Genomic DNA, 20,568 nt, shown 5'->3' with positions numbered 1-20,568 from the left:
TGCCCAAGACGCAGGCTATGCCGAAGAAAACGCCGATACTGACCTGAGGATAGTGAAAAATGAGTGCTGCCAAGATTGATTTCAACGACCGACTGTTGTCTCTGGGCCTTGCGCGGGTCGCAGAACAGGCCGCACTGGCGTCCGCCTCTCTGGTTGGGCGTGGCGACGAAAAAGCCGCCGATCAGGCAGCAGTAAACGCCATGCGCGAACAGCTGAACCTGCTGGATATCGCGGGTGTGGTTGTTATCGGCGAAGGTGAACGCGACGAAGCGCCGATGCTGTATATCGGCGAAGAAGTCGGCACCGGAAACGGACCTGGTGTGGATATCGCGCTGGACCCGCTGGAAGGCACCACCTTGACCGCCAAGGACATGCCAAATGCGCTGACCGTGATCGCCATGGGCCCGCGCGGCTCGATGTTGCATGCACCGGACGTTTACATGGACAAGCTGGCCATTGGTCCGGGGTTCCCCGAAGGTGTGGTCAATCTGGACATGTCGCCCCGCGAACGGGTCGAAGCACTGGCCAAGGCCAAGGGTTGTGAGCCTGCCGATATCACCGTCTGCATTCTGGAGCGTCCCCGTCACGAAGCGATGATCGCTGAAGTCCGTGAAACCGGCGCCTCGATCCGCCTGATCACCGATGGTGACGTGGCCGGTGTCATGCACTGTGCCGAAAGCGAAGAGACCGGCATCGACATGTATATGGGTTCGGGTGGCGCGCCCGAAGGCGTTCTGGCTGCAGCTGCGCTTAAATGCATGGGCGGGCAGATCTTTGGCCGCCTGTTGTTCCGCAACGATGACGAACGCGGCCGCGCTGCTAAGGCAGGCATCACCGATCTGGACCGCGTTTATTCCCGCGACGAAATGGTCACCGCCGACGTGATTTTTGCTGCCACCGGTGTCACCGGCGGTTCGTTGTTGCCGCGCATCAAGCGCGAACCCGGCTGGGTCGAAACCACCACGCTGCTGATGCGGTCGAAAACCGGCTCGGTCCGCCGCATGTCGTATCGCACGCCGATGTGGCCCCACGACAAAGCGTGATGGCTTGCGCCATTGCCTTCGGCGAGAGTATTTGGAAAAAGATGAAGAGGCCGGATCCGAGAGGGTCCGGCCTTGGCGCATAAGAGGCACACCATGAGTTATCTTGGGGTTGAGCAGTCACTATCCGGGCGACGTTGGGTCGGCCCAGTGCCCGACGTTGAGCGGGCCGCGGAAATGCTGATCCAACAGGCCGGTCTGCCCCGCGCGGTGTGTCAGGTTCTGGCGCGACGCGGCATCTCTGCTATGGAGGCGTCCGGGTTTCTGGAACCCAAACTGAAAGAACTGCTGCCTGACCCGCGCGACATGAAGGATATGGAAAAAGCCGCAACGCGATTCCTGTTAGCGGTCACGAACAATCAGCGGATCGCAGTGTTCGCGGACTATGACGTAGATGGCGCCAGTTCTGCGGCTTTGCTGCTGGTTTGGCTGCGGCAGATGGGCCTGCAGGCTACTTTGTACGTACCCGACCGAATTGACGAGGGCTATGGCCCCAACGTGCCCGCGATGCAGGAACTGGCCGCCACGCATGACCTTATAATCTGCGTCGATTGCGGCACGCTGAGTCACGAACCGATTGCAGCCGCCAAGGGCGCGGATGTGATCGTTTTGGATCACCACTTGGGCGGCGAAACTCTACCCGATTGTGCTGCCGTGGTGAACCCGAACCGGCAGGATGAAAGCGGCGATCTGGGCTTTCTCTGCGCCGCCGGTGTCGTGTTTCTGATGCTGGTCGAAGCCGGACGTCAACTGCGTGAGGCAGGTGTAAAGGGGCCTGACTTGATTGGTCTGCTGGATCTCGTTGCGCTGGCGACCGTGGCTGATGTGGCCCCGCTGATCGGGGCAAACCGGGCGCTTGTGCGACAAGGCCTGAAGGTTATGGCCCAACGGCAAAGGCCCGGTCTTGTGGCGCTATCGGATGTGGCGCGCATGGACTCGGCGCCTAACAGCTATCACCTGGGGTTTCTGCTGGGTCCGCGCGTGAACGCGGGCGGGCGCATTGGTCAGGCGGACCTGGGCGCGCGGTTGCTTAGCACAGAATCGATGCATGAGGCGCAGGCGCTCTCGCAACGCTTGGATGAATTGAACACCGAGCGTCGTGACATCGAAAACGCCGTGCGTGCCGCAGCCTCGGAGCAGGCCGAGGAACGTGGTCTGGATGCGCCGCTGGTTTGGGCTGCGGGTGAAGGCTGGCACCCCGGTGTAGTCGGCATCGTGGCCTCACGCCTGAAGGAAAACGCCAACCGCCCCGCGATTGTCATCGGTTTCGACGGGGATGAGGGCAAAGGCTCGGGCCGTTCGATCTCGGGCGTTGATCTGGGTGCGTCGATCCAGCGGCTAGCGGCCGAAGGGTTATTGGTGAAGGGTGGCGGCCACAAGATGGCGGCGGGGCTGACCGTGATGCGCGACCAGTTGGAACCTGCCATGGCGCGTCTCAGCGAATTGCTGGCCAAGCAAGGCGCGGGTGAAGGCGGTCCGGCCGATTTGAAACTGGATGGCACCCTGATGCCTGGTGCAGCCACTATTGATCTGATCGAACAGATCGAAAAGGCAGGTCCGTTCGGGGCCAGCGCCCCAGCCCCGCGATATGCGCTGCCCGACCTGCAGGTGCGTTTTGCCAAACGCGTTGGTGAATCCCATCTGAAACTGTCCCTGTCCGACGGTGTTGGCGGCGGTCTGGATGCAATTGCCTTTGGGGCCTTTGACGGTCCGATGGGCGAAAAGCTGTCAAATCACGGCGGCGCGCGCTTTCATTTCGCCGGACGGCTGGAAGTGAACACGTGGGGTGGACGCCAAAGTGTGCAACTTCGGCTGGAAGACGCAGCAGAGGCCATTTAAGCCTGATTTCAGGTCTTGGAAAAAACTTTCACGTCCTTGCATTTTTCGGCTTGCGGGGGTCCGGGCGAAACCGTAAAAGGCCCTCCACAAGCCAGCGTGGCCCGTTCGTCTATCGGTTAGGACGCCAGGTTTTCAACCTGGAAAGAGGGGTTCGATTCCCCTACGGGCTACCACTTGTGCTTGCGCCATACCAAATGGCCCGTTCGTCTATCGGTTAGGACGCCAGGTTTTCAACCTGGAAAGAGGGGTTCGATTCCCCTACGGGCTACCACTTCCCTATTTAGACACCAAACTTCTCGCGGCACAGATTTTGTATCTGCCCCCAGGTCGACTTGAATTCCGGTGTGTTTTCCGCCGCATAGTGAAAGTTCTTCATCAATCCTGTGACCTGCGTAAACACCTGCCGAACCTCGGCCTTGTCAGCGAACTCCGCAGTTGATTGGGTCACGTCGTAGACCAGCTTGAAGGTCATTTTCTGACGTTCCAGCGGCACCGTCGCGTCCACTTTGTCAAACGCGTCCTGCTGCAGATAAACCATATCCACAAACAGCGCTTTTTGCTGGGTTACGAAATCTTGGATCGTGACGCCCTCTTCCCCCGTCACCTGCATCATCTGATCGACCTGTTCGCCTTTTTCGATCAGGGCCAGCAAATCGCGGACCTTGCCGGTCCAACCCGGTTCGGCGTTTTTGTCGTACCAGTCGGACAATTGATCCGTATAGCGCGACCAGCTAAGCATCGGATCGACCGCAGGATAAAACCGCTTGTACGCGCGTTCCGAAGACAGGCCGAGGAAACATTTCACTGTGGACAGGGTAGACTGTGTGACCGGCTCGTCAAAGTTGCCGCCGGCGGGCGAGACGGTTCCGATAAGCGTCAGACTGCCCAATTCGCTGTCATTGGTTTTCATTGCTCCGGCACGCTCATACAGTCCCTTGATCGAGCTTTCCAGATAGGCAGGAAAACCCTCTTCGCCCGGGATTTCTTCAAGTTTTCCGGATGTTTCGCGCATCGCTTGCGCCCAGCGACTGGTACTGTCAGCAATCAGCAACACGTCATAGCCCATCTGTCGATAGTATTCGCCCAGCGTAATACCGGTGAAGATCGAGGCCTCGCGCGCGGCAACCGGCATGGACGACGTGTTGCAGATGATGATCGTACGATCCATCAGACTGCCACCCGTGGTTGGGTCGGTCATCTTGGGAAACTCGTGGATCGTCTCAACCACTTCACCCGCCCGTTCGCCACAAGCTACGACGATGACGATATCCACCTTGGCATTGCGCGCGATCAGGTTTTGCAGAACGGTCTTGCCCGCCCCAAACGGCCCTGGAATACAGGCCGTCCCCCCGCGTGCGATGGGAAAGAACGTGTCGATCAGGCGTTGAGAGGTCAGGACCGGTTCGCTCGGATACAACCGCTCGGACAGCGCGCGTTTCAGAATGCTTTCCGATAAAGGCCGCCGCACTGGCCATTTCTGGCATAAGGTCAGCGTGTGTTCGCCGCCTTGCTCATCTTCCAGACGGGCCACTATGTCGTGGATCGTGGCCGCGCCTTTTTGTACCCAGATGACCTTGTAATCACCCATCCAGTTAAACGGCAGCATGATCTTGTGGGTGAAATGTCCCTCGGGGACCGTTCCGATGCTGTCACCGGCCGTCACCGTATCCCCGACCTTGATCGAAGGGCTGAACGACCATTTTGCCTGATCGTCCAGCGGAGCGACATCGGCCCCGCGGGGCAGGAAGGTGCCAAAATCAGCCGCTACTTTGGGCAAAGGCGATTGCAACCCGTCGAACACCTGCCCCAACAAACCCGGCCCCAGCTCGACCGACAGCAATTGGCCAGATTGTTCGACCGGGTCGCCCACGGCAACCCCGTCGGTGCTTTCATAGACCTGCACATCCGCCGTATTACCACGTACCCGCAGCACCTCGGCCTTCAGGCGTTCCTGCCGCCCACCCGGCCCGGGGCGCGTTGGTAGAATAAAGACCACTTCGTTCTTGACCAACTGCCCGGGTTGCCCCGAGGCGTCATGGTTGGCCCGTATCTGCACTAACCCCTCTTGCACCGAGACGACACGGGCGGTGGCGGTCTGTTTGGCAGAGGTTGGGGCAGTCATGTGTTAGCTCCCTCAAAGTCGATCTTGGCAACATTGGCCATGGCCTGCTGCGCCAGGTGTTCAAATCTTATGGCCGCGTCCTGCGCGTTACTTTGCGCCCAGCGGTCGAAAATGTTCCAGATCAGCACGTAGATCACCACCGCTTCGAAATCGAAATAATGGCGGGCAGCGTGGCGTTTCAGTTGCTTGTGGCTGACCGACAAGAGCAGCCGCTCCAAGCCCAAAGGATCTGCAGCGTCCAATAGTTGCTGGGCCTCCTTGATCCAAGGCATCGGACCTTCCAATCGAAAGCTCGGATCGTTCCAATTGGCAGGGATATGGCGGACCCAACGCCCCATACCGAACGATCCGGCAGGTGGGCTGACCCCCTGTTTGCGCAGGCGCAGCGCGGCCACTACAGTACGCAAGTCCATCCGCTCAATAAGTATCTTGCGCAAGGTGGGCTGCGAGATATCGTGCAACGCCTCGTTGCAGCGCCCAATGGCCTGCGCGTCGGTTACCCCGATTTCGTAGTCGCCCCAGTTCAAAGCATGCTCCAACACCTTCAAAACGCGCGCATCCTCGGGTGTCAGCGCCGTTAAACGTCGATCCAGCCGCAACCGCGACAAGGGCGGCTGTTTGGCGACAAACAACCGCTCCGACCCCGGTAAGCTGCTGATCAGCGCGATATAGGCGTCAGGGTTTGGCATTCTAACGGATCACCCCCTCCAGAACGGCCCGGAAACGCGGCTGTAGATGCTCCATCAGCAACGAGGCCACCGCTTTATCCGTCAGATCCAAAGCCACGCCTTGATCGTCCGCCCGCACCCGTATGCCACCCTCGGCATCATCCGAGGCGTGCAGTTCGACCTGCTCGCGCAGCATTTCAGCGGTCAGACCCAGTACATATTTGGTTAGCTTGCCAGATTGGATATCGTCGGCATTCTGTTTGATATCTTCTTGCGTGGCGATCTTGGCGGGCAGAATGACCTCGACCTTTCCGTCCAGATTGGCGCCTTCTGCCGCACGGCCCACAACTTCGAGTATCATCTGCTTCAGCAGGTCTGGATCGGCCATTTCCTTGGTGACCAGACGTTCGACATCTTCGCGGAAGCGGTCCGTCAGCCCGGCTTTCATGGTCAGCACCGCATCCCGCATGGCAGTGTTCAGCGCCTCTTCGCCCGCTGCGCGGTAGTTGTCAGAATCCGTGCGGGCTTTCTTTTGATACGCGTCCGCCTCGCGTTTGGCGTCGGCCAGAATCTTTGCCGCTTCGGCCTTGGCATCGGCGCGCAGTTTATCTGCATCCGCCTGGCCAGCGGCCACCCCATCGTTGCGCAACTTGTCGATCAGCGCGTCAACACCGTGAGAGATCATGCCATCCTGCGCCATCAGCTTATCCCCGCGCTAATGACCAAGGCAAAGACGAAGGCGAAAACGCCAAAGCCTTCGATAATCGCGGCCGGTGCCAACGACAGCCCGAAGATTTCCGGCTTTTCTTTGGTTGCATTGATCGCTGCTGCACAGGCCCGGCCCTGCCAGATACCGCAATACATCAAGGCGATGCCCGACAAGATGCCGATCCCGAACAACCCGCCCGCATTTTCAGGCGTCACCTCACGGTTCAGGGTGAACATGATGACGATGCCATAGATCACCATGGTCGACGGAAAGGCTGAAACGCCGACGAACCGGCCATAGCCCCCCTCGGTCTCGGTCATGGCACCGATGCTGGCCATACCAGCAATGGAGCAGCCAATGGCGCTTGCCGCCGCCCCCAGTGCCATCGGTGCGTAAATCCCCAGCCAACCCAATGTAAGAACAAGCTCATTCATTCCTGAACCTCCTTGCGGGCAAACGGGCGAAAGACGATGCCTTCATCCGGCAAACCCCATTTAAAGAATTCGATGTAATTAAGACGCAGCCCGTGGACGACGCCGCTCATCATCGCGAGGGCGAAGTTCAAGGCGTGACCGACGATCAGGATCAACAGAGCGAACAGGATGCCGGGCCCCTTCAGCGCGTGCATCACTGACACCGCCAGATCGTTGAATGTGATCGCCAGCGAGGCCGAAGCCAAGCCCAGCGCGAACAGGCGCATATAACTGAGGACGTCACCAAACGCCCCCATCGCTCCGGCCAGGGCTTGGATGCCGCCAATCAGACGCCACAACCAATCGATTGGCTTGTTGATCTGGCGATCGCTGGAAAACCAAAGGATCGCCAGAACACCCGCGCTAAGGATCACCGCACCGGGTGTTGCAGAGTTTCCCTTCATATAGCTGAGCCACAAAACAAATCCGCCAATCAGTGCAGCGATCCAGCCCAGATTGGCAATCGCCTTGCGCTGCCCCCAGGCGGCGTGGGCGGCCAGTGCATTGGCCAGCACCAGATGCAGAACTCCCACAACGATCGAGACCATCATCATGGCACCAAAATTGTTCAGATCGAGCAGTTTCACCTTGGCGAGGATCGACCCTTCCGGCGGTGACACACCGAAATAACTGCCCACCAGAACGCCATATACAATCGTCGCGCCCGAAATGATCAATCCGTACCGACGCCATGATTTCTGCCCGGCAGTTCCGTCCATTCGTTTCCAAAACAGCAGCAGGCCCAAAAGAATGACCACGCCGTACCCCGCATCGGCCACAATCATGGCAAAGAAGAACGCGAAGGACACGGCGACGATGACGCTTGGGTCCCAGTCCTTATAACCCGGCACTTGATAAAACAGCGCCAAATCTACGGCAGCGTTACGTTTTTCCGGCTGCTCCAACAGCGTGGGTGGCGAGTCTTCGGGGCCTGGGTCCTCGATCAGAATCGCGGCGTCCTTACCCTTCGCCATGTCCAACACGGCATCAACGCGATCTTCTGGCACCCAGCCCTGAAGGGCAAACATCGCCTCTTCGTCGCGCACTTTCTGCGTCGCATGGGCAAGCTCTGCCGCGCTCTCAGCCACCGAGAGGTTACGCCGCATCAGCGTCAAGTAGCGGGTCTGGGCGACCCGTTCGGCCTCAAGCGCTTCGATGGCAATTTCCGCCTCTTCCAACTGGGCCTCAAGCTCATGAATGGGCAGTGACCCCGTATGGGTGCGCGGTACTGGCAGAATGTCGTCGGCGGGCTCATCCGACGAGATCAGAACGGCATAAATAAACCTATGGTCCTGCTCCAGAATCGCCCAAGGCAGCGTCAGGTCATTCAAAGCATCTCGACGCTTTAACGGCAGTTGGTAGAACCATAGCCGGTTGCCCGCCAGAACGTCATCGGGCGGAAAATCCAGATCGCCCCACGGCCGCACCTTCGCAATGCGATCGGCCAGAAAATCCCGCCTGTCTGTCATGTCGCGACTGCGCTGCATCAGGTCCCGCACATCCTTGACGAACTGATCCATATTAAAGTCCGTGTCGCGCTGAATTTGGCGGCGTGGCTCAGGTACATCTGTCAGGAATCGCAACGCCTTATAGGCATCTCTTGCACCGCGCGCGTTAATCTTTTCCGGCTCAGATGGTGGCGGGGCCAGCGGCAATACATGCATGCACCCCAGTTCCTGCAACGCCTCAAGCGTTGCTGTTTTCTGCGCTGCTCGTCCTACCAGCGAGAGCTTTTTGAGGCGGGCGATACTCATGACGCCGCCTCTTGCGCATGTTTGCGCTTGGAGATTTTCGAGCGGACGACGGCCTGCATCTGCTCATCACTCAAATAGATGCGGATCTTCTTGATATTGGCCTTGGCGCGCGGGATCAGAACCTTTTCGAACAGGTTCACCCGCTGCGTGATCGTGGCAACAGCCTTGTCGAAAATCCTGACCCTCTCCTCGGCTACTTTGACCCGCAGGCGCGCCTCGATCATGTCATGCAGCAACTGCGCCGCGGCATCCACCCAATGGGGTTTTGCCAACAGCGAATAGGGGCGCACAGCAACCTCGATCCGGTCCAGATCAGGCATCTTGACGCCCACCACGTTGACCTCTTTGATCCTGTAGTCTTTCAGTTCCACCAGCCCGTCCAGATCGATGCTTTGCTGTGCCAGCATTGGCAGCTTTGCCCCCACCTGCTGGGCCAGCTCTTGCACCTCGTCCTCTAGCTGTCTCACTTCCTCACGGGCTTTCACACGTTCCGCCATCAATTGCTGGCGCTTGAGGTCCAGTGACGGCAGGAACCGCTCATAGCTTTTCAGCTGCGTCTGCTCGCGGGCGAGCGACGATTTATTCAGCTGCAACCGCGCCATCGGCATCCTTTGGGAAATATTTGTCGACCAGAGATTGCTTCATCAGCAATTGTTCTGGGGCAAAACACTCTGCCAGGGTTTTCCAGCCCAGATCAAGCGCATCCTCCAGCGGGATCGAGACGTTGATATCCATGAAACGCTTACGGAACAGCGCGCCAAACTTCAGCAGTTGGTGATCGTAATCCGACAGGTCAAAGGCCATCGCCTGCTTCTGCGCGGCGTCCCGGCTTTCCGAATAAAACCGGATCATCGTGTTCATAATCTGTCCGTGGTCTTCGCGGGTCGTCTTACCAACTACGTTCTGCTTGAGGCGCGACAGGCTGCCGAACGGGTCGATCACACCCGAATGCAGGTAAATTTGGCCTTCGGTGATATAGCCCGTGTTGTCCGGCACCGGATGGGTCACGTCATTGCCTGGCATTGTCGTCACGGTCAACACGGTGACCGACCCGCCCTTGGCGTAATCACACGCCTTTTCGTACCGGCGCGCCAACTGCGAATAGAGGTCACCCATATATCCGCGCTGCGATGGAACGCGTTCTTGACTGATCCCCACTTCTTTCATCGCATCGGCGAAAGCGGTCATGTCAGTCATCAGAACCAGCACGCGCTTGCCCTCTTCCACCGCGAATTTCTCGGCCACGGCCAACGCCATATCCGGCACCAATAAGCGTTCGACCAGAGGGTCCATCGCCTGATTGACGAACATCACGGTGCGCGAGAACACGCCCGCATCCTCAAAGGAGGTGCGGAACGTGTAATAGTCATCAAAGATCAATCCCAGCCCGCCGAACACCACGATATCGGCATCCGCCTGAATACCGATTCGGCTGAGAAAGGCGTTGAACGGTTCACCTGAGACCGAGAAAATCGGGATTTTCTGGCTTTCGACAAGCGTGTTGAACACGTCGATCATCGGCACATCCGTGCGGATCATCTTGTTGGGGACCGCACGCTCGGCCGGGTTTACGGTGGGACCACCGATGTCGATGCGCGGCTCGGCAGTCAGGTCGGGTCCGCCGTCGATCGCCACCCCCGCCCCGTCGAACACGCGCCCCAAAATGTTAGCCGAATAGGGCGTCTGCATCGGGTGGCCAAGAAAGGTCGCTGTCGCCTCGGTGGATATGCCCTTGGTGCCCGAGAACACCTGCAACGTCACCACGTCCCGGTCGATTAAGATCGCCTGCGCCAGAGTTTTGCGGCCATCCACCGTCTCGATCACCGCCAGATCGTTGAAGCGAACGGCTGGGTCGCGCGCGCCATCAATCGGCACCCGAACCTTGATCGTGTCACCGACAATTTCCAGAACACGCGTGTACTTCAACAGGCTTCGGGACATCACTTACCCCCATGCGTCAAAGAGATTTTCAGTAAATTCGCCACGGTGGTCAGTGGCATTTTTTGTAATTGTAAGGACAGCTTACAACGAATTCAGAAATTGGCAACCGAGGATAAATCAACCCTTCGAAACCGGCGGAATTATCATTTACTAAAAATTTAGTTTGACAGGTGCGCAGAAAATCGCTGATGCTGTCGGTCATCCGGTTAGCGCCGGACAACCATAATTTTTTGGGAGGAGACAGATGCGGAGACATCTACTTTCCGCAGTGGCGGCGGCTGCCGTCATTGCGGGGCACGGTCCCGTTTGGGCCGACGAAGCCGCAGCACAACGTTGGATCGACGACGAATTCCAGCCATCGACCTTGTCGAAAGACGAACAGATGTCGGAAATGCAGTGGTTCATCGAAGCTGCACAGCCTTACGCTGGCATGGAAATCAACGTCCTGTCCGAAGGCATCCCGACACATTCTTACGAATCCGAGGTCCTGACCAAGGCGTTCGAAGAAATCACCGGCATCAAGGTCAACCACCAGATCCTCGGTGAAGGCGAAGTGGTTCAGGCGGTTCAAACCCAGCTGCAGACCGGCCGGAATCTGTATGACGGCTATGTCAATGACAGCGATCTGATCGGCACCCACTCGCGCCTGCAACTGGCCTATCCGCTGACCGACATGATGGCTGGCGATTGGGCGGCGACAACTTCACCGACGCTGGATCTGGATGACTTCATGGGCATTCAGTTCACCACCGGTCCGGACGGCAAGCTGTACCAGCTGCCTGACCAGCAGTTCGCGAACCTTTACTGGTTCCGCAAGGACTGGTTCGACGACGAAGCCAACAAAGCCGCGTTCAAAGAAAAGTACGGCTATGACCTGGGTGTTCCGGTCAACTGGTCGGCTTACGAAGACATTGCCGAATTTTTCACCAATGACGTGAAGGAAGTCGACGGAGTGGCGATCTATGGCCACATGGACTACGGCAAGCGCGCACCTGACCTTGGTTGGCGTATGACCGATGCGTGGCTGTCAATGGCCGGTGCCGGCGACGTTGGCGAGCCGAACGGCATTCCGGTTGATGAGTGGGGTATCCGCATGGAAGCGGGCACCTGTAACCCTGTTGGTGCATCCGTGTCCCGCGGCGGCGCTGCAAACGGTCCCGCTGCGGTCTATGCGATCCGCAAATGGGATGAGTGGCTGCGTGCCTATGCGCCTCCGGGTGCGGCGTCCTATGACTTCTACCAGTCGCTACCAGCGCTTAGCCAAGGCAACGTCGCCCAGCAGATCTTCTGGTACACCGCCTTTACTGCCGACATGGTGAAGCCGAAATCCGAAGGTAACAACACCGTGGATGACGAGGGCACGCCGCTGTGGCGGATGGCACCCAGCCCGCACGGCCCCTACTGGGAAGAAGGCCAGAAGGTTGGTTATCAGGACGTGGGGTCTTGGACATTCCTGAAATCGACCCCTGCGGATCGTGCTCAGGCGGCTTGGCTCTATGCTCAGTTCGTGACCTCCAAGACTGTCGATGTGAAGAAGTCCCACGTGGGTCTGACCTTCATCCGCGACAGCTCGGTCAATCACGAGTCCTTCACCGAGCGCGCACCCAAGCTGGGTGGTCTGGTCGAGTTCTATCGCTCGCCTGACCGTGTGGCATGGTCGCCCACCGGCATCAACGTGCCGGACTATCCGAAGCTGGCCCAGATCTGGTGGCAGCAGATCGGTGACGTGAACTCGGGTGCGTTTACCCCGCAAGAGGCGATGGACCGTCTGGCTGAAGAGATGGACATCACCATGGCCCGTATGCAGGCCGCGGACGAAAGCGCCGGTGTCTACGGTGGTTGTGGTCCACGCCTGAACGACCCGCAGGATCCTGCCTTCTGGTTGGAAAAAGAGGGTTCGCCAAAGGCCAAGCTTGAGAACGAAAAACCGCAAGGCCAGACCGTCAACTATGACGAACTGGTTCAGCGCTGGCAGGCTCAATAGACTATTGAAACCTGGGGGTGCCGGTTCAGGCATCCCCACCCCAAAGACCAGTGCGATGCACTGAAGGACCGGAACTCACGGACATGATCGAATTACAAGATGCCACCAAACGGGTTGGCAACGTCATCCATATCAAACCCACCAACCTGACGCTGCAAACGGGCCATTTCAACGTGCTGTTGGGCGCGACGGGCTCGGGCAAGACCTCTTTGATCAAGATGATGGCCGGGTTGGACCCGATCGCATCGGGCAAGGTTCTGATGGATGGGCAGGATGTGACACGGCTGAACACGCAAAAGCGTCAGATCAGCTTGGTACACCAGTTCTTCGTGAACTACCCGCATATGAGTGTTTTCGACAATATCGCCTCGCCCCTGCGCGTGGCTGGTATGGCGCAATCCGAGATCGAGGGCCGCGTGGAAGAGGCCGCCGATCTGCTGCAATTGCGCCCGATGCTTAACCGTCGCCCGCATGAGCTGTCGGGCGGGCAACAACAACGTACCGCGCTGGCCCGTGCCATCGCGAAAGAAAGCCGCGCCGTGTTCCTGGATGAACCGTTGGCGAACCTTGACTACAAATTGCGCGAAGAGCTGCGCGAACAATTACCAGACCTGTTTGCAGGTCGCGGTGCCGTCGTGGTTTATGCCACCTCGGAACCAGAAGAGGCCCTGCTGTTAGGTGGGTACACCGCTCTGATGGAAGACGGCCACGTTACTCAGTTCGGCCCAACCGCTGATATCTATCGCAATCCCGAAAACATCGCCGCTGCGCGGGTGTTTTCGGACCCGCCAATCAATGTGGCTCGAGTCTCGGTCACTGGCGCTCAGGCGCAACTGGCGGGCGGGGGCGGCTGGACCGTTACGGATATGGCTGATGGAGAATACATGGTTGCTGTGCGTCCGCACCGCGTGACACCGGTCCGCACCTCGGACGCAGATGTGGAACTGACCGGTCGTGTGATCGTCACTGAACTGTCCGGTTCCGATTCCAGCGCGCATTTCCAACATGGGGATGAAGCGTGGGTCTCGCTGGCTGCCGGTGTGCATCCCTATCAGGTCGGTGAGGATCACAGCTTTTACATGAACCCGGCGCATTGCCGGTATTTCGGCCAAGACGGCAAAAGGGTGGCCTGACATGGCACAGATCAAGCTTTCAAACCTGCGACACAGCTATATGCCAACGCCAAAAGGCCCGGAAGATTACGCGCTGAAGGAAATCGATGTGACCTGGCGCGATGGTGGGGCCTACGCGCTGCTCGGCCCGTCGGGCTGCGGCAAGTCCACTCTGCTGAACATCATCTCGGGTCTGTTGACGCCGTCCGAGGGGCAGATTCTGTTCGATGACCGCGACGTCACCTCCCTGCCCCCCGATCAACGCAACATTGCGCAGGTGTTCCAGTTCCCGGTGATCTACGACACGATGACGGTGGGTGAAAATCTTGCCTTCCCGCTGAAAAACCGCGGCGTGGACCCAGCGACAATCAAACGTCGCGTGGATGAGATTGCCGAAATGCTGGACGTCACGGATATGCTCAACACCCGCGCATCGGGCCTGAGCCCTGACAACAAACAGAAAATCTCGATGGGGCGCGGTCTTGTGCGCGATGATGTAAACGCGGTGATGTTTGACGAACCGCTGACGGTGATCGACCCGCATCTGAAATGGAAACTTCGGTCAAAGCTGAAAGAACTGCACCAGCGCGTGCAAGCCACGATGATCTATGTGACCCACGACCAGACCGAGGCGCTGACTTTCGCGGACGAAGTCGTCGTAATGCAGGAAGGCGAAGTGGTTCAGATCGGCACTCCAGTCGAACTGTTTGAACGCCCCCAGCACACATTTGTCGGACACTTTATAGGTTCACCCGGCATGAATGTCCTGCCCTGCGAGGCCAAAGGCGACCGCGCCGTGTTCGAAGGCCACGAGGTGATGCTGGAAGGTCCCACCCTTGGTGACGGAGGCCGTACACACCTAGGAATCCGCCCTGAGTATGTGGGCTTTGGGGACACCGGCATCCCGGCGCATGTGACCAAAGTGGCCGATATCGGCCGCCACTTTGTTGTCAGTGCGATGGTCGGGAACACGGCCCTTAAGGCTGTGACCGAACACAGTGTACCCGAGCCCGGATCACAAGTCTTTCTGCAATTCAAACCTGAACAATCCCGCGTCTATCGTGACGGCTGGATCGCAACCGAGGAGCGGGTGCAATGAGAACCGAAAACCAAAAGGCCTGGTTCTTTGTCTTGCCCGTTCTGGCGCTGGTCGCGTTCAACGCGCTGGTGCCGATGATGACCGTGGTCAACTACTCGGTGCAGGAAACCTTCGGCAACAACCAGTTCTTCTGGGAAGGTCTTGGTTGGTTTGAACAAATCCTGCGATCTGACCGGTTCCAGGCCGCACTGGGGCGGCAGTTTCTGTTCACCTTCCTGATCCTGATCATCGAGGTCCCGCTAGGTATCATCGTGGCCCTGTCGATGCCACGCAAAGGGTTCTGGGTGCCGGTTTGTCTGGTGCTTATGGCGCTACCGATGCTGATCCCGTGGAATGTGGTCGGCTCGATGTGGAATATCTTCACCCTGCCCCAGATCGGGCTGCTGGGTTACTTTCTGAATGACGTTTTGGGCATCAATTATGACATGACCCAACAGCCAATCTCGGCTTGGATCACTGTCGTCGTCATGGATGTCTGGCACTGGACCTCGCTGGTAGTCTTGCTGTGCTATGCGGGGCTCGTGTCGATCCCTGATGCGTACTACCAAGCGGCCAAGATCGACGGTGCCACCCCGTGGTCGGTGTTCCGCTATATCCAGTTGCCCAAGATGAAAACGGTTCTGACCATCGCAGTCTTGTTGCGGTTCATGGATAGCTTCAACATCTACACCGAGCCATTCGTTCTGACCGGCGGCGGCCCCGGCAACTCGACCACCTTGCTTTCGATCGACCTTGTGAAGATCGCGCTGGGGCAATTTGACCTTGGTCCTGCGGCCGCGATGAGCCTGATCTATTTCGCCATCACGCTGCTTGTGTCGTGGCTATTCTACACTCTGATGACAAAGGATGACGCAGAATGAAAAAGCGTTCCATCATCCCGATCCTCTATATCGCGTTCCTGATGCTGCCGATCTATTGGCTGGTGGCGATGTCCTTTAAGACCACGAATGAGATCCTGTCGGGCTTTTCCCTGTTTCCCCAGACCTTTACGTTGGAAAATTACATCACCATCTTCACTGATCCAACATGGTATTGGGGCTACATCAACTCGATCACCTATGTGACTCTGAACACGGTTCTTTCTGTCTGCGTAGCTTTGCCTGCCGCCTATGCGTTCTCGCGCTATCGGTTTCTGGGTGACAAACAGCTGTTCTTCTGGCTGCTGACCAACCGTATGGCCCCAGCAGCGGTCTTCGCCCTGCCGTTTTTCCAGCTTTATTCGTCGATCCACCTGTTCGACACGTATCTGGCCGTGGCGTTGGCGCATACGCTGTTCAACGTACCGCTTGCGGTGTGGATTTTGGAAGGCTTCATGCGTGGCATCCCGAAGGAACTGGATGAGACGGCTTATGTCGATGGTTATTCCTTCCCGCGTTTCTTCGTGACCATCTTCCTGCCCAACATCAAAGCGGGCGTGGGCGTCGCGGCGTTCTTTTGCTTCATGTTCTCATGGGTTGAGATGCTACTGGCCAAAACCCTGACCGCGGTCGAGGCCAAACCTATCGCAGCCGTGATGACCCGCACCGCGTCCAGCGCGGGGTATGAGTTGGGCCTGCTGGCCGCCGCCGGAACGCTCACCATCATCCCCGGCGCCATCGTCATCTGGTTTGTCCGCAACTACATCGCGCGTGGTTTCGCGATGGGTCGTGTATGAGGTTCGAAATGCGAAAATTGCTACTCATCCTTCCCTTCCTGCCCTCGACGGCTTTTGCACAGGCTCAGGCCGGATGGGGCAATGTCGGCCAGCAAGAGGAAAAGGGCTTTTCCTGGACCGCACCCCTGTGGCCCGATTTCTGGATGGCCTGGACCCCGGCCACATTGGCCGTATTCGTAGGCATCTTTTCGGCCATTGCCCTGATCGGCGTTCTCGAAGGTTTCAAGTACCGCGACGGCATCGAACGACGGGGTGTTTTAGGCCTGACAACCACGCTGGGCGACCGGCTATTCATCACCCTGCTGGGATCAGCCTATATCTTTCTGGCCTGGCTTGGTCTGGTGGGTCAGCCGGTCTGGACACCACTTTTTCTGTCCGTCGGCTGGGGCATCTTCGTCTTCTGGAAAGTTTAAGCTTTGCGAAACAGCGAAAGGATGCTTGTCTGTCAGGCATACTAAAAAATGCGACACGAAAGACCGATGCGAAAGAAAAAAACAACAAACCTGCTGACCGAAGTAGAACTTGAGTTCATGAACGAGCTCTGGGCGCTGGGTCAGGGCTCGGTCCGTGACGTGCTTGATCGCCTGCCAGCCGAACGCAATCTGGCTTATACATCTGGCGCCACCATCCTGCGTATTCTCGATGAAAAAGGATTTGTCGAAAGCCGCAAGGATGGAAAGACGCTGATCTATACGCCGCTGCTGGAGAAGGACAGATATCAGGCGCGGTCGCTGCAAAACCTGTCGCGGACCCTGTTCGACGACACGCCCGCCACACTGGTCGCGCGTTTGGTTGACGACGCAGGGCTCAGCGAAGCCGATCTGGAGGAAATTCGAGCACTGGTAGAGAGGAGACTGCAAAATGACAGCGGTTAAACCGGTTCTCGACGCGTATCTGGAATTGAATCTGGTCCTTGGGTTAGCCGCGCTTGTGTGGCTGGCAGCCCGAGGCATTCTGTCCAGAACATCCTTCAGCCACGGATTTGTGGCGCAACTGCGCGCGCTCAAGGCGCTTTGCCTGTGCGTCGTCCTCAGCCCCGTTCTGGCATTGGGTGTGTCCGTGCTGGCCACTCACACCCCGGCAAAAGGCACTGTAGCCATCGGTGACATCGCCGTGGCGGCTTATCTGCGTGGTGATATTGCCATGCCAGCCACCCAGTTCGAAGCCTTACTGAACACACGCCAGCGTTGGGTCGATGTGTTGTTCAGCGGGGATCACCCCGTTGTTTTGGTGATCCTTGCGCTGCTGGCGCTGGCAGCGTTGATTTATACCCTGCGCGTCATCCGCGACGGGCTGTCGATCCGCGAGACAGTGAACACCAGCTTTCTGTGGCGACGCTCTGCCAAGGTGGACATCCGCCTGTCCGACCGCATCACCGTTCCCTTTGCTGTGCGCGGCCTGCGTCGACGCCATGTAGTGCTGCCCAGCCATCTGCTGGATTCCCCGCACGAAATGCGCTTTGCCCTTGCGCATGAGCTGCAACACATCCGCGCCGGTGATGTAGAGTGGGAACTGGGGTTCGAACTGCTGCGCCCCCTTCTGTTCTGGAACCCCGCCTATCTGGTCTTGAAATACCAGTTCGACCGCCTGCGTGAGTTGGCCTGTGATCAATCGGTCGTTGCCCGCAAAGGCATCGACACGCAGGACTACACCAGCTGTCTTTTGGACTATTGCGCCCGAACAGTTGTGCGCGGCAGCCCGCGTGTGCTGAATGTTGCTCTGGTTACGGGAGGCAAAGCTAAGCGGGTTCTGCGGCAACGCGTAATCGCACTGGCCGATGCGCCTTCGGTTAACTCATCTATGCCGTTCATGTTCCTAGGCCTGACAATATTGTTTGCACTGGTTCTAGGCCTCGGTGCTGCTTCGATCCAACAGACCGAGGATTGGAGCCACGACCGGCTGATGCTGTCGACTGTTGTCAACCTGGAACGGCTAGAGGCGCGCAATCAGGGCAACTGATTGATCTACCAACCTCGCCGCCCAAACAGCGCCTGCAATCGGGTCTGCCCGGCAAACGGGTCCATCGGTTGCGGCGTAGCCAGTTTTGATACGACCCGGCGGACCAGAACCCAGCAGACCCCCGCAAAGATTACACCGCCCAAAGCCTGCCCCAGCAGGACCCCCGGTGCCCCTGCGATATAGGCACCGGCCACAGCAAAGGGCCATGTGCCCAAAGTATGCCGCCCCCAGTTCACCCAAGTCGAATACACAGGGTGACCCAGATTGTTGAAACTGGCATTCGCAACAAAGATCACACCGTTAAAGAACGACGCCAAGGCCAGCGGCCCGCAAAACAGGTAGATCAGTGCGCGCGTTTCCCCCTGCGCCTGAAACAGATCAGCAATCGGCGCGCGCAATAAGAATAGGGTGGCGGCCATCAGGCAGACATAAACAGCGGTGAATTTGACCCCGGCCAGAAAACTCTGCTTTACGCGGTCGAACTGCCCCGACCCGAAATTCTGCCCGACAATAGGTCCAATGGCCCCGGACAGGGCAAAAATGACCGAAAATGCCACGGGCAATAGCCGCCCGATCACGGCCATGCCAGCCACCGCGTCCGTTCCGAACTGTGCAATCTCACGAATGACGATGGCATTGCCGATGGGGGTGGCGATATTGGTCAGAACGGCAGGTACGGCAATTGCGCTGACCGGACGAATATCCGCCCCAAGCTGCTGCAAAGAGGGCCGACCAAACCCGCGGTGTACCCGCACCGCCGGTCTGACCGTTGCGATCAACATGCAAATACGCGCAATGACTGATGCGATGGCCGCCCCATCCAGCCCCAGCCCGACAGCAAAAATTAGAATCGGGTCCAGCACGGCGTTTGCCACACCGCCATAAATCGTGGCCAACATCGAACGCCGGGCATCTCCGTAAGCGCGCAGAACCGCCATACCGGTCATCGCCACAGCCATCACCCACATGGTTGGCAAAATGATCGAGGTATAGCGGGCAGCCAAACGCAGCACCTCGCCTTCTGCGCCCAGAAGCGACAGAAAGAACGTCAGATTGAACAGGACGATTACAGACACGATCAACCCGACGACGGCACCCAGAACAGCCACACTGGTGCCGAATTGGCGGGCTTGTTCGTGCCGCCCGGCGCCAAGTTCCCTAGCGACCAGGGCCCCTGCCGCAATCGAAAGGCCAACATTGACCGAGTTGGTGAAGAACAAAAGCGTCCCGGCATAGCCAACAGCTGCGGCCAGCGCATCGTTTCCCAACATCGAGATGAAAATCATGTCGACGAAATCAACGGCGAAAATTGCCATAAGACCAATACTGGTGGTCAAGGACATCCGGGTCACGTGCCCCATCAGGCTGCCCGTCAGAAAGACCGCCTTGCTGTCAGATTGTGTCGCCATGCCTTATTAGCCTTTTTGAATGCGGGCACTTCTCTGGTTCTGTTGGGGGAACTGCCCGGTAAGCCCCCAGTTCCTCTTGCACTACCTGAGAGCCGTACAGGAACTACAGGACAAATTCGGACCACTCTGACCGTACGGCAATTGCGTCCAAGGCGACAAACCGACCTTCAGGTGACAGTTTGACGATCCCATGAACCGCTCAAAATCCGTTTCGTGCAAGGGGTGAATACCTCCAGCCCTTTGAATTTCGCCGGTTTGCGGTACACCGGCAACCTGACTAATCTAGACCACAACAAATAGGGGCGTGAGTCATGAAAATTGTCTCAGGTGGACAGACTGGCGTAGATATGGCTGCTTTGGAGTTCGCACGCCAAAACGGTTTTGCATACGGTGGCTGGGTCCCCAAAGGGCGCATGAACGAGGATGGAAGGATTCCGGCCCAATTCGACGGTCTGACCGAAACGCACTCCGAAGACGTTGTGGAACGCACCCGCTGCAATGTCTTATCGAGCGATGCTACCTTGATCTTTGTGGATGGCTCAATCAGCCCCGGAACGCAGCAAACTATTGTTTTCGCTGAAGAAACTGGAAAGTTACATCTGACCGTCGATGTCAGAAAAGGAATAGCGACCAGTGCCGCGCATGTCAGTGAGTGGCTGCAGGCAAACCCGGTGTCGGTTCTGAACATCGCCGGCCCCCGTGCCTCGGAAGCACCACAAATCGGGGCGCAGGTACGGGCGGTGCTGGATCGGACTTTGCGACAACTCTCGCCGTGAAACCCAAGGTTCGATTTCGTCGCCCATTC

General features: G+C 58.1%; 19 protein-coding genes and 2 tRNA genes. 13 read left to right on the top strand and 8 right to left on the bottom strand.

All coding sequences use genetic code 11. The features are described 5' to 3' along the window. The first annotated feature begins 59 nt into the window (after positions 1-59). The 4 genes from glpX (at position 60) to ACR0JB_RS02595 (ending at position 3,150) form a co-directional block, all read left to right on the top strand. The gene (glpX, locus tag ACR0JB_RS02610) at positions 60-1,043 is read left to right on the top strand and encodes a class II fructose-bisphosphatase (protein ID WP_170393480.1); all 984 of its coding nucleotides are present in this window, start codon (positions 60-62) and stop codon (positions 1,041-1,043) included. A gap of 93 nt (positions 1,044-1,136) precedes the next feature. Further along, on the top strand, positions 1,137-2,879 hold the full coding sequence (gene recJ / locus ACR0JB_RS02605; protein ID WP_170504900.1) for a single-stranded-DNA-specific exonuclease RecJ: 1,743 nt from the start codon (positions 1,137-1,139) through the stop codon (positions 2,877-2,879). A gap of 98 nt (positions 2,880-2,977) precedes the next feature. Further along, positions 2,978-3,052: transfer RNA gene (locus ACR0JB_RS02600), tRNA-Glu, on the top strand. A gap of 23 nt (positions 3,053-3,075) precedes the next feature. Next, positions 3,076-3,150: transfer RNA gene (locus ACR0JB_RS02595), tRNA-Glu, on the top strand. A gap of 9 nt (positions 3,151-3,159) precedes the next feature. On the opposite strand, the gene ACR0JB_RS02590 is transcribed toward ACR0JB_RS02595, so the two are convergent. The 7 genes from ACR0JB_RS02590 to ACR0JB_RS02560 are packed head-to-tail and all read right to left on the bottom strand — an operon-like array spanning position 3,160 to position 10,546. Continuing rightward, the gene (locus ACR0JB_RS02590) at positions 3,160-5,001 is read right to left on the bottom strand and encodes a V-type ATP synthase subunit A (protein WP_170393476.1); all 1,842 of its coding nucleotides are present in this window, start codon (positions 4,999-5,001) and stop codon (positions 3,160-3,162) included. Beyond that, positions 4,998-5,690 (bottom strand): hypothetical protein, encoded by a 693-nt coding sequence (locus ACR0JB_RS02585; RefSeq protein WP_170393474.1) that lies wholly within the window; start codon positions 5,688-5,690, stop codon positions 4,998-5,000. Before ACR0JB_RS02585 ends, ACR0JB_RS02590 begins: the two co-directional genes overlap by 4 nt. A gap of 1 nt (position 5,691) precedes the next feature. Beyond that, positions 5,692-6,369 (bottom strand): hypothetical protein, encoded by a 678-nt coding sequence (locus ACR0JB_RS02580; RefSeq protein ID WP_170357769.1) that lies wholly within the window; start codon positions 6,367-6,369, stop codon positions 5,692-5,694. Next, positions 6,369-6,812 carry an ATP synthase subunit C gene (locus ACR0JB_RS02575; protein WP_170348235.1) on the bottom strand — a complete coding sequence of 148 codons (444 nt, stop codon included), beginning with the start codon at positions 6,810-6,812 and terminating at the stop codon, positions 6,369-6,371. Before ACR0JB_RS02575 ends, ACR0JB_RS02580 begins: the two co-directional genes overlap by 1 nt. Beyond that, positions 6,809-8,605: a V-type ATP synthase subunit I gene (locus tag ACR0JB_RS02570; protein ID WP_170393472.1), complete on the bottom strand. Its 1,797-nt coding sequence runs from the start codon at positions 8,603-8,605 to the stop codon at positions 6,809-6,811. Before ACR0JB_RS02570 ends, ACR0JB_RS02575 begins: the two co-directional genes overlap by 4 nt. Further along, entirely contained in the window at positions 8,602-9,207 is a 606-nt protein-coding gene (locus tag ACR0JB_RS02565) for a V-type ATP synthase subunit D (RefSeq protein WP_170393470.1), read from the bottom strand. The genes ACR0JB_RS02570 and ACR0JB_RS02565 overlap by 4 nt, the downstream gene beginning before the upstream one ends. Next, entirely contained in the window at positions 9,185-10,546 is a 1,362-nt protein-coding gene (locus ACR0JB_RS02560) for a V-type ATP synthase subunit B (RefSeq protein WP_170357764.1), read from the bottom strand. The genes ACR0JB_RS02565 and ACR0JB_RS02560 overlap by 23 nt, the downstream gene beginning before the upstream one ends. A 244-nt stretch (positions 10,547-10,790) precedes the next feature. On the opposite strand from ACR0JB_RS02560, the gene ACR0JB_RS02555 reads away from it, so the two are divergent. From ACR0JB_RS02555 to ACR0JB_RS02520, 8 genes are all read left to right on the top strand, one after another. Then, the gene (locus ACR0JB_RS02555; protein ID WP_170348231.1) at positions 10,791-12,530 is read left to right on the top strand and encodes an ABC transporter substrate-binding protein; all 1,740 of its coding nucleotides are present in this window, start codon (positions 10,791-10,793) and stop codon (positions 12,528-12,530) included. An 83-nt stretch (positions 12,531-12,613) separates the two neighbouring features. Beyond that, positions 12,614-13,663, top strand: a complete 1,050-nt coding sequence (locus ACR0JB_RS02550; protein ID WP_170357763.1) for an ABC transporter ATP-binding protein — start codon at positions 12,614-12,616, stop codon at positions 13,661-13,663. A gap of 1 nt (position 13,664) precedes the next feature. Further along, positions 13,665-14,741, top strand: a complete 1,077-nt coding sequence (locus tag ACR0JB_RS02545; RefSeq protein WP_170393468.1) for an ABC transporter ATP-binding protein — start codon at positions 13,665-13,667, stop codon at positions 14,739-14,741. Continuing rightward, positions 14,738-15,601 (top strand): carbohydrate ABC transporter permease, encoded by an 864-nt coding sequence (locus tag ACR0JB_RS02540; RefSeq protein ID WP_170348228.1) that lies wholly within the window; start codon positions 14,738-14,740, stop codon positions 15,599-15,601. Before ACR0JB_RS02545 ends, ACR0JB_RS02540 begins: the two co-directional genes overlap by 4 nt. Next, the gene (locus ACR0JB_RS02535; RefSeq protein WP_155139158.1) at positions 15,598-16,395 is read left to right on the top strand and encodes a carbohydrate ABC transporter permease; all 798 of its coding nucleotides are present in this window, start codon (positions 15,598-15,600) and stop codon (positions 16,393-16,395) included. The genes ACR0JB_RS02540 and ACR0JB_RS02535 overlap by 4 nt, the downstream gene beginning before the upstream one ends. Positions 16,396-16,403: 8 nt before the next feature. Continuing rightward, entirely contained in the window at positions 16,404-16,808 is a 405-nt protein-coding gene (locus tag ACR0JB_RS02530) for a DUF2160 domain-containing protein (RefSeq protein ID WP_170348227.1), read from the top strand. A gap of 66 nt (positions 16,809-16,874) precedes the next feature. Further along, the gene (locus ACR0JB_RS02525; RefSeq protein ID WP_170348226.1) at positions 16,875-17,270 is read left to right on the top strand and encodes a BlaI/MecI/CopY family transcriptional regulator; all 396 of its coding nucleotides are present in this window, start codon (positions 16,875-16,877) and stop codon (positions 17,268-17,270) included. Then, complete coding sequence (locus ACR0JB_RS02520) at positions 17,257-18,354, top strand: M56 family metallopeptidase (RefSeq protein ID WP_170504869.1); 1,098 nt, start codon at positions 17,257-17,259, stop codon at positions 18,352-18,354. Before ACR0JB_RS02525 ends, ACR0JB_RS02520 begins: the two co-directional genes overlap by 14 nt. Positions 18,355-18,359: 5 nt before the next feature. Here ACR0JB_RS02520 and ACR0JB_RS02515 read toward each other — a convergent pair whose 3' ends face one another. Beyond that, positions 18,360-19,763 carry an MATE family efflux transporter gene (locus tag ACR0JB_RS02515; RefSeq protein ID WP_254440474.1) on the bottom strand — a complete coding sequence of 468 codons (1,404 nt, stop codon included), beginning with the start codon at positions 19,761-19,763 and terminating at the stop codon, positions 18,360-18,362. Positions 19,764-20,074: 311 nt separating this feature from the next. Here ACR0JB_RS02515 and ACR0JB_RS02510 point away from each other — a divergent pair, with 311 nt between their 5' ends. Next, on the top strand, positions 20,075-20,539 hold the full coding sequence (locus ACR0JB_RS02510; protein ID WP_170348224.1) for a putative molybdenum carrier protein: 465 nt from the start codon (positions 20,075-20,077) through the stop codon (positions 20,537-20,539). Positions 20,540-20,568: the final 29 nt, after the last annotated feature.

Source organism: Ruegeria sp. BI7 (assembly GCF_056537925.1).
Note: the sequence above shows the minus strand (reverse complement) of the source record. Positions and strands in the feature narration are given on the sequence as shown.

What these genes read in the sequence shown, in the direction of transcription:
- ACR0JB_RS02515 (WP_254440474.1), bottom strand. Translation starts at nt 19,763, where the DNA reads ATGGCGACACAATCTGACAGCAAGGCGGTCTTTCTGACGGGCAGCCTG.
- ACR0JB_RS02540 (WP_170348228.1), top strand. Translation starts at nt 14,738, where the DNA reads ATGAGAACCGAAAACCAAAAGGCCTGGTTCTTTGTCTTGCCCGTTCTG.
- ACR0JB_RS02525 (WP_170348226.1), top strand. Translation starts at nt 16,875, where the DNA reads ATGCGAAAGAAAAAAACAACAAACCTGCTGACCGAAGTAGAACTTGAG.
- ACR0JB_RS02550 (WP_170357763.1), top strand. Translation starts at nt 12,614, where the DNA reads ATGATCGAATTACAAGATGCCACCAAACGGGTTGGCAACGTCATCCAT.
- ACR0JB_RS02575 (WP_170348235.1), bottom strand. Translation starts at nt 6,812, where the DNA reads ATGAATGAGCTTGTTCTTACATTGGGTTGGCTGGGGATTTACGCACCG.
- ACR0JB_RS02510 (WP_170348224.1), top strand. Translation starts at nt 20,075, where the DNA reads ATGAAAATTGTCTCAGGTGGACAGACTGGCGTAGATATGGCTGCTTTG.
- ACR0JB_RS02530 (WP_170348227.1), top strand. Translation starts at nt 16,404, where the DNA reads ATGCGAAAATTGCTACTCATCCTTCCCTTCCTGCCCTCGACGGCTTTT.
- ACR0JB_RS02560 (WP_170357764.1), bottom strand. Translation starts at nt 10,546, where the DNA reads ATGTCCCGAAGCCTGTTGAAGTACACGCGTGTTCTGGAAATTGTCGGT.
- ACR0JB_RS02590 (WP_170393476.1), bottom strand. Translation starts at nt 5,001, where the DNA reads ATGACTGCCCCAACCTCTGCCAAACAGACCGCCACCGCCCGTGTCGTC.
- ACR0JB_RS02545 (WP_170393468.1), top strand. Translation starts at nt 13,665, where the DNA reads ATGGCACAGATCAAGCTTTCAAACCTGCGACACAGCTATATGCCAACG.
- recJ (WP_170504900.1), top strand. Translation starts at nt 1,137, where the DNA reads ATGAGTTATCTTGGGGTTGAGCAGTCACTATCCGGGCGACGTTGGGTC.
- ACR0JB_RS02585 (WP_170393474.1), bottom strand. Translation starts at nt 5,690, where the DNA reads ATGCCAAACCCTGACGCCTATATCGCGCTGATCAGCAGCTTACCGGGG.
- ACR0JB_RS02535 (WP_155139158.1), top strand. Translation starts at nt 15,598, where the DNA reads ATGAAAAAGCGTTCCATCATCCCGATCCTCTATATCGCGTTCCTGATG.
- ACR0JB_RS02580 (WP_170357769.1), bottom strand. Translation starts at nt 6,369, where the DNA reads ATGGCGCAGGATGGCATGATCTCTCACGGTGTTGACGCGCTGATCGAC.
- ACR0JB_RS02565 (WP_170393470.1), bottom strand. Translation starts at nt 9,207, where the DNA reads ATGGCGCGGTTGCAGCTGAATAAATCGTCGCTCGCCCGCGAGCAGACG.
- ACR0JB_RS02520 (WP_170504869.1), top strand. Translation starts at nt 17,257, where the DNA reads ATGACAGCGGTTAAACCGGTTCTCGACGCGTATCTGGAATTGAATCTG.
- ACR0JB_RS02555 (WP_170348231.1), top strand. Translation starts at nt 10,791, where the DNA reads ATGCGGAGACATCTACTTTCCGCAGTGGCGGCGGCTGCCGTCATTGCG.
- glpX (WP_170393480.1), top strand. Translation starts at nt 60, where the DNA reads ATGAGTGCTGCCAAGATTGATTTCAACGACCGACTGTTGTCTCTGGGC.
- ACR0JB_RS02570 (WP_170393472.1), bottom strand. Translation starts at nt 8,605, where the DNA reads ATGAGTATCGCCCGCCTCAAAAAGCTCTCGCTGGTAGGACGAGCAGCG.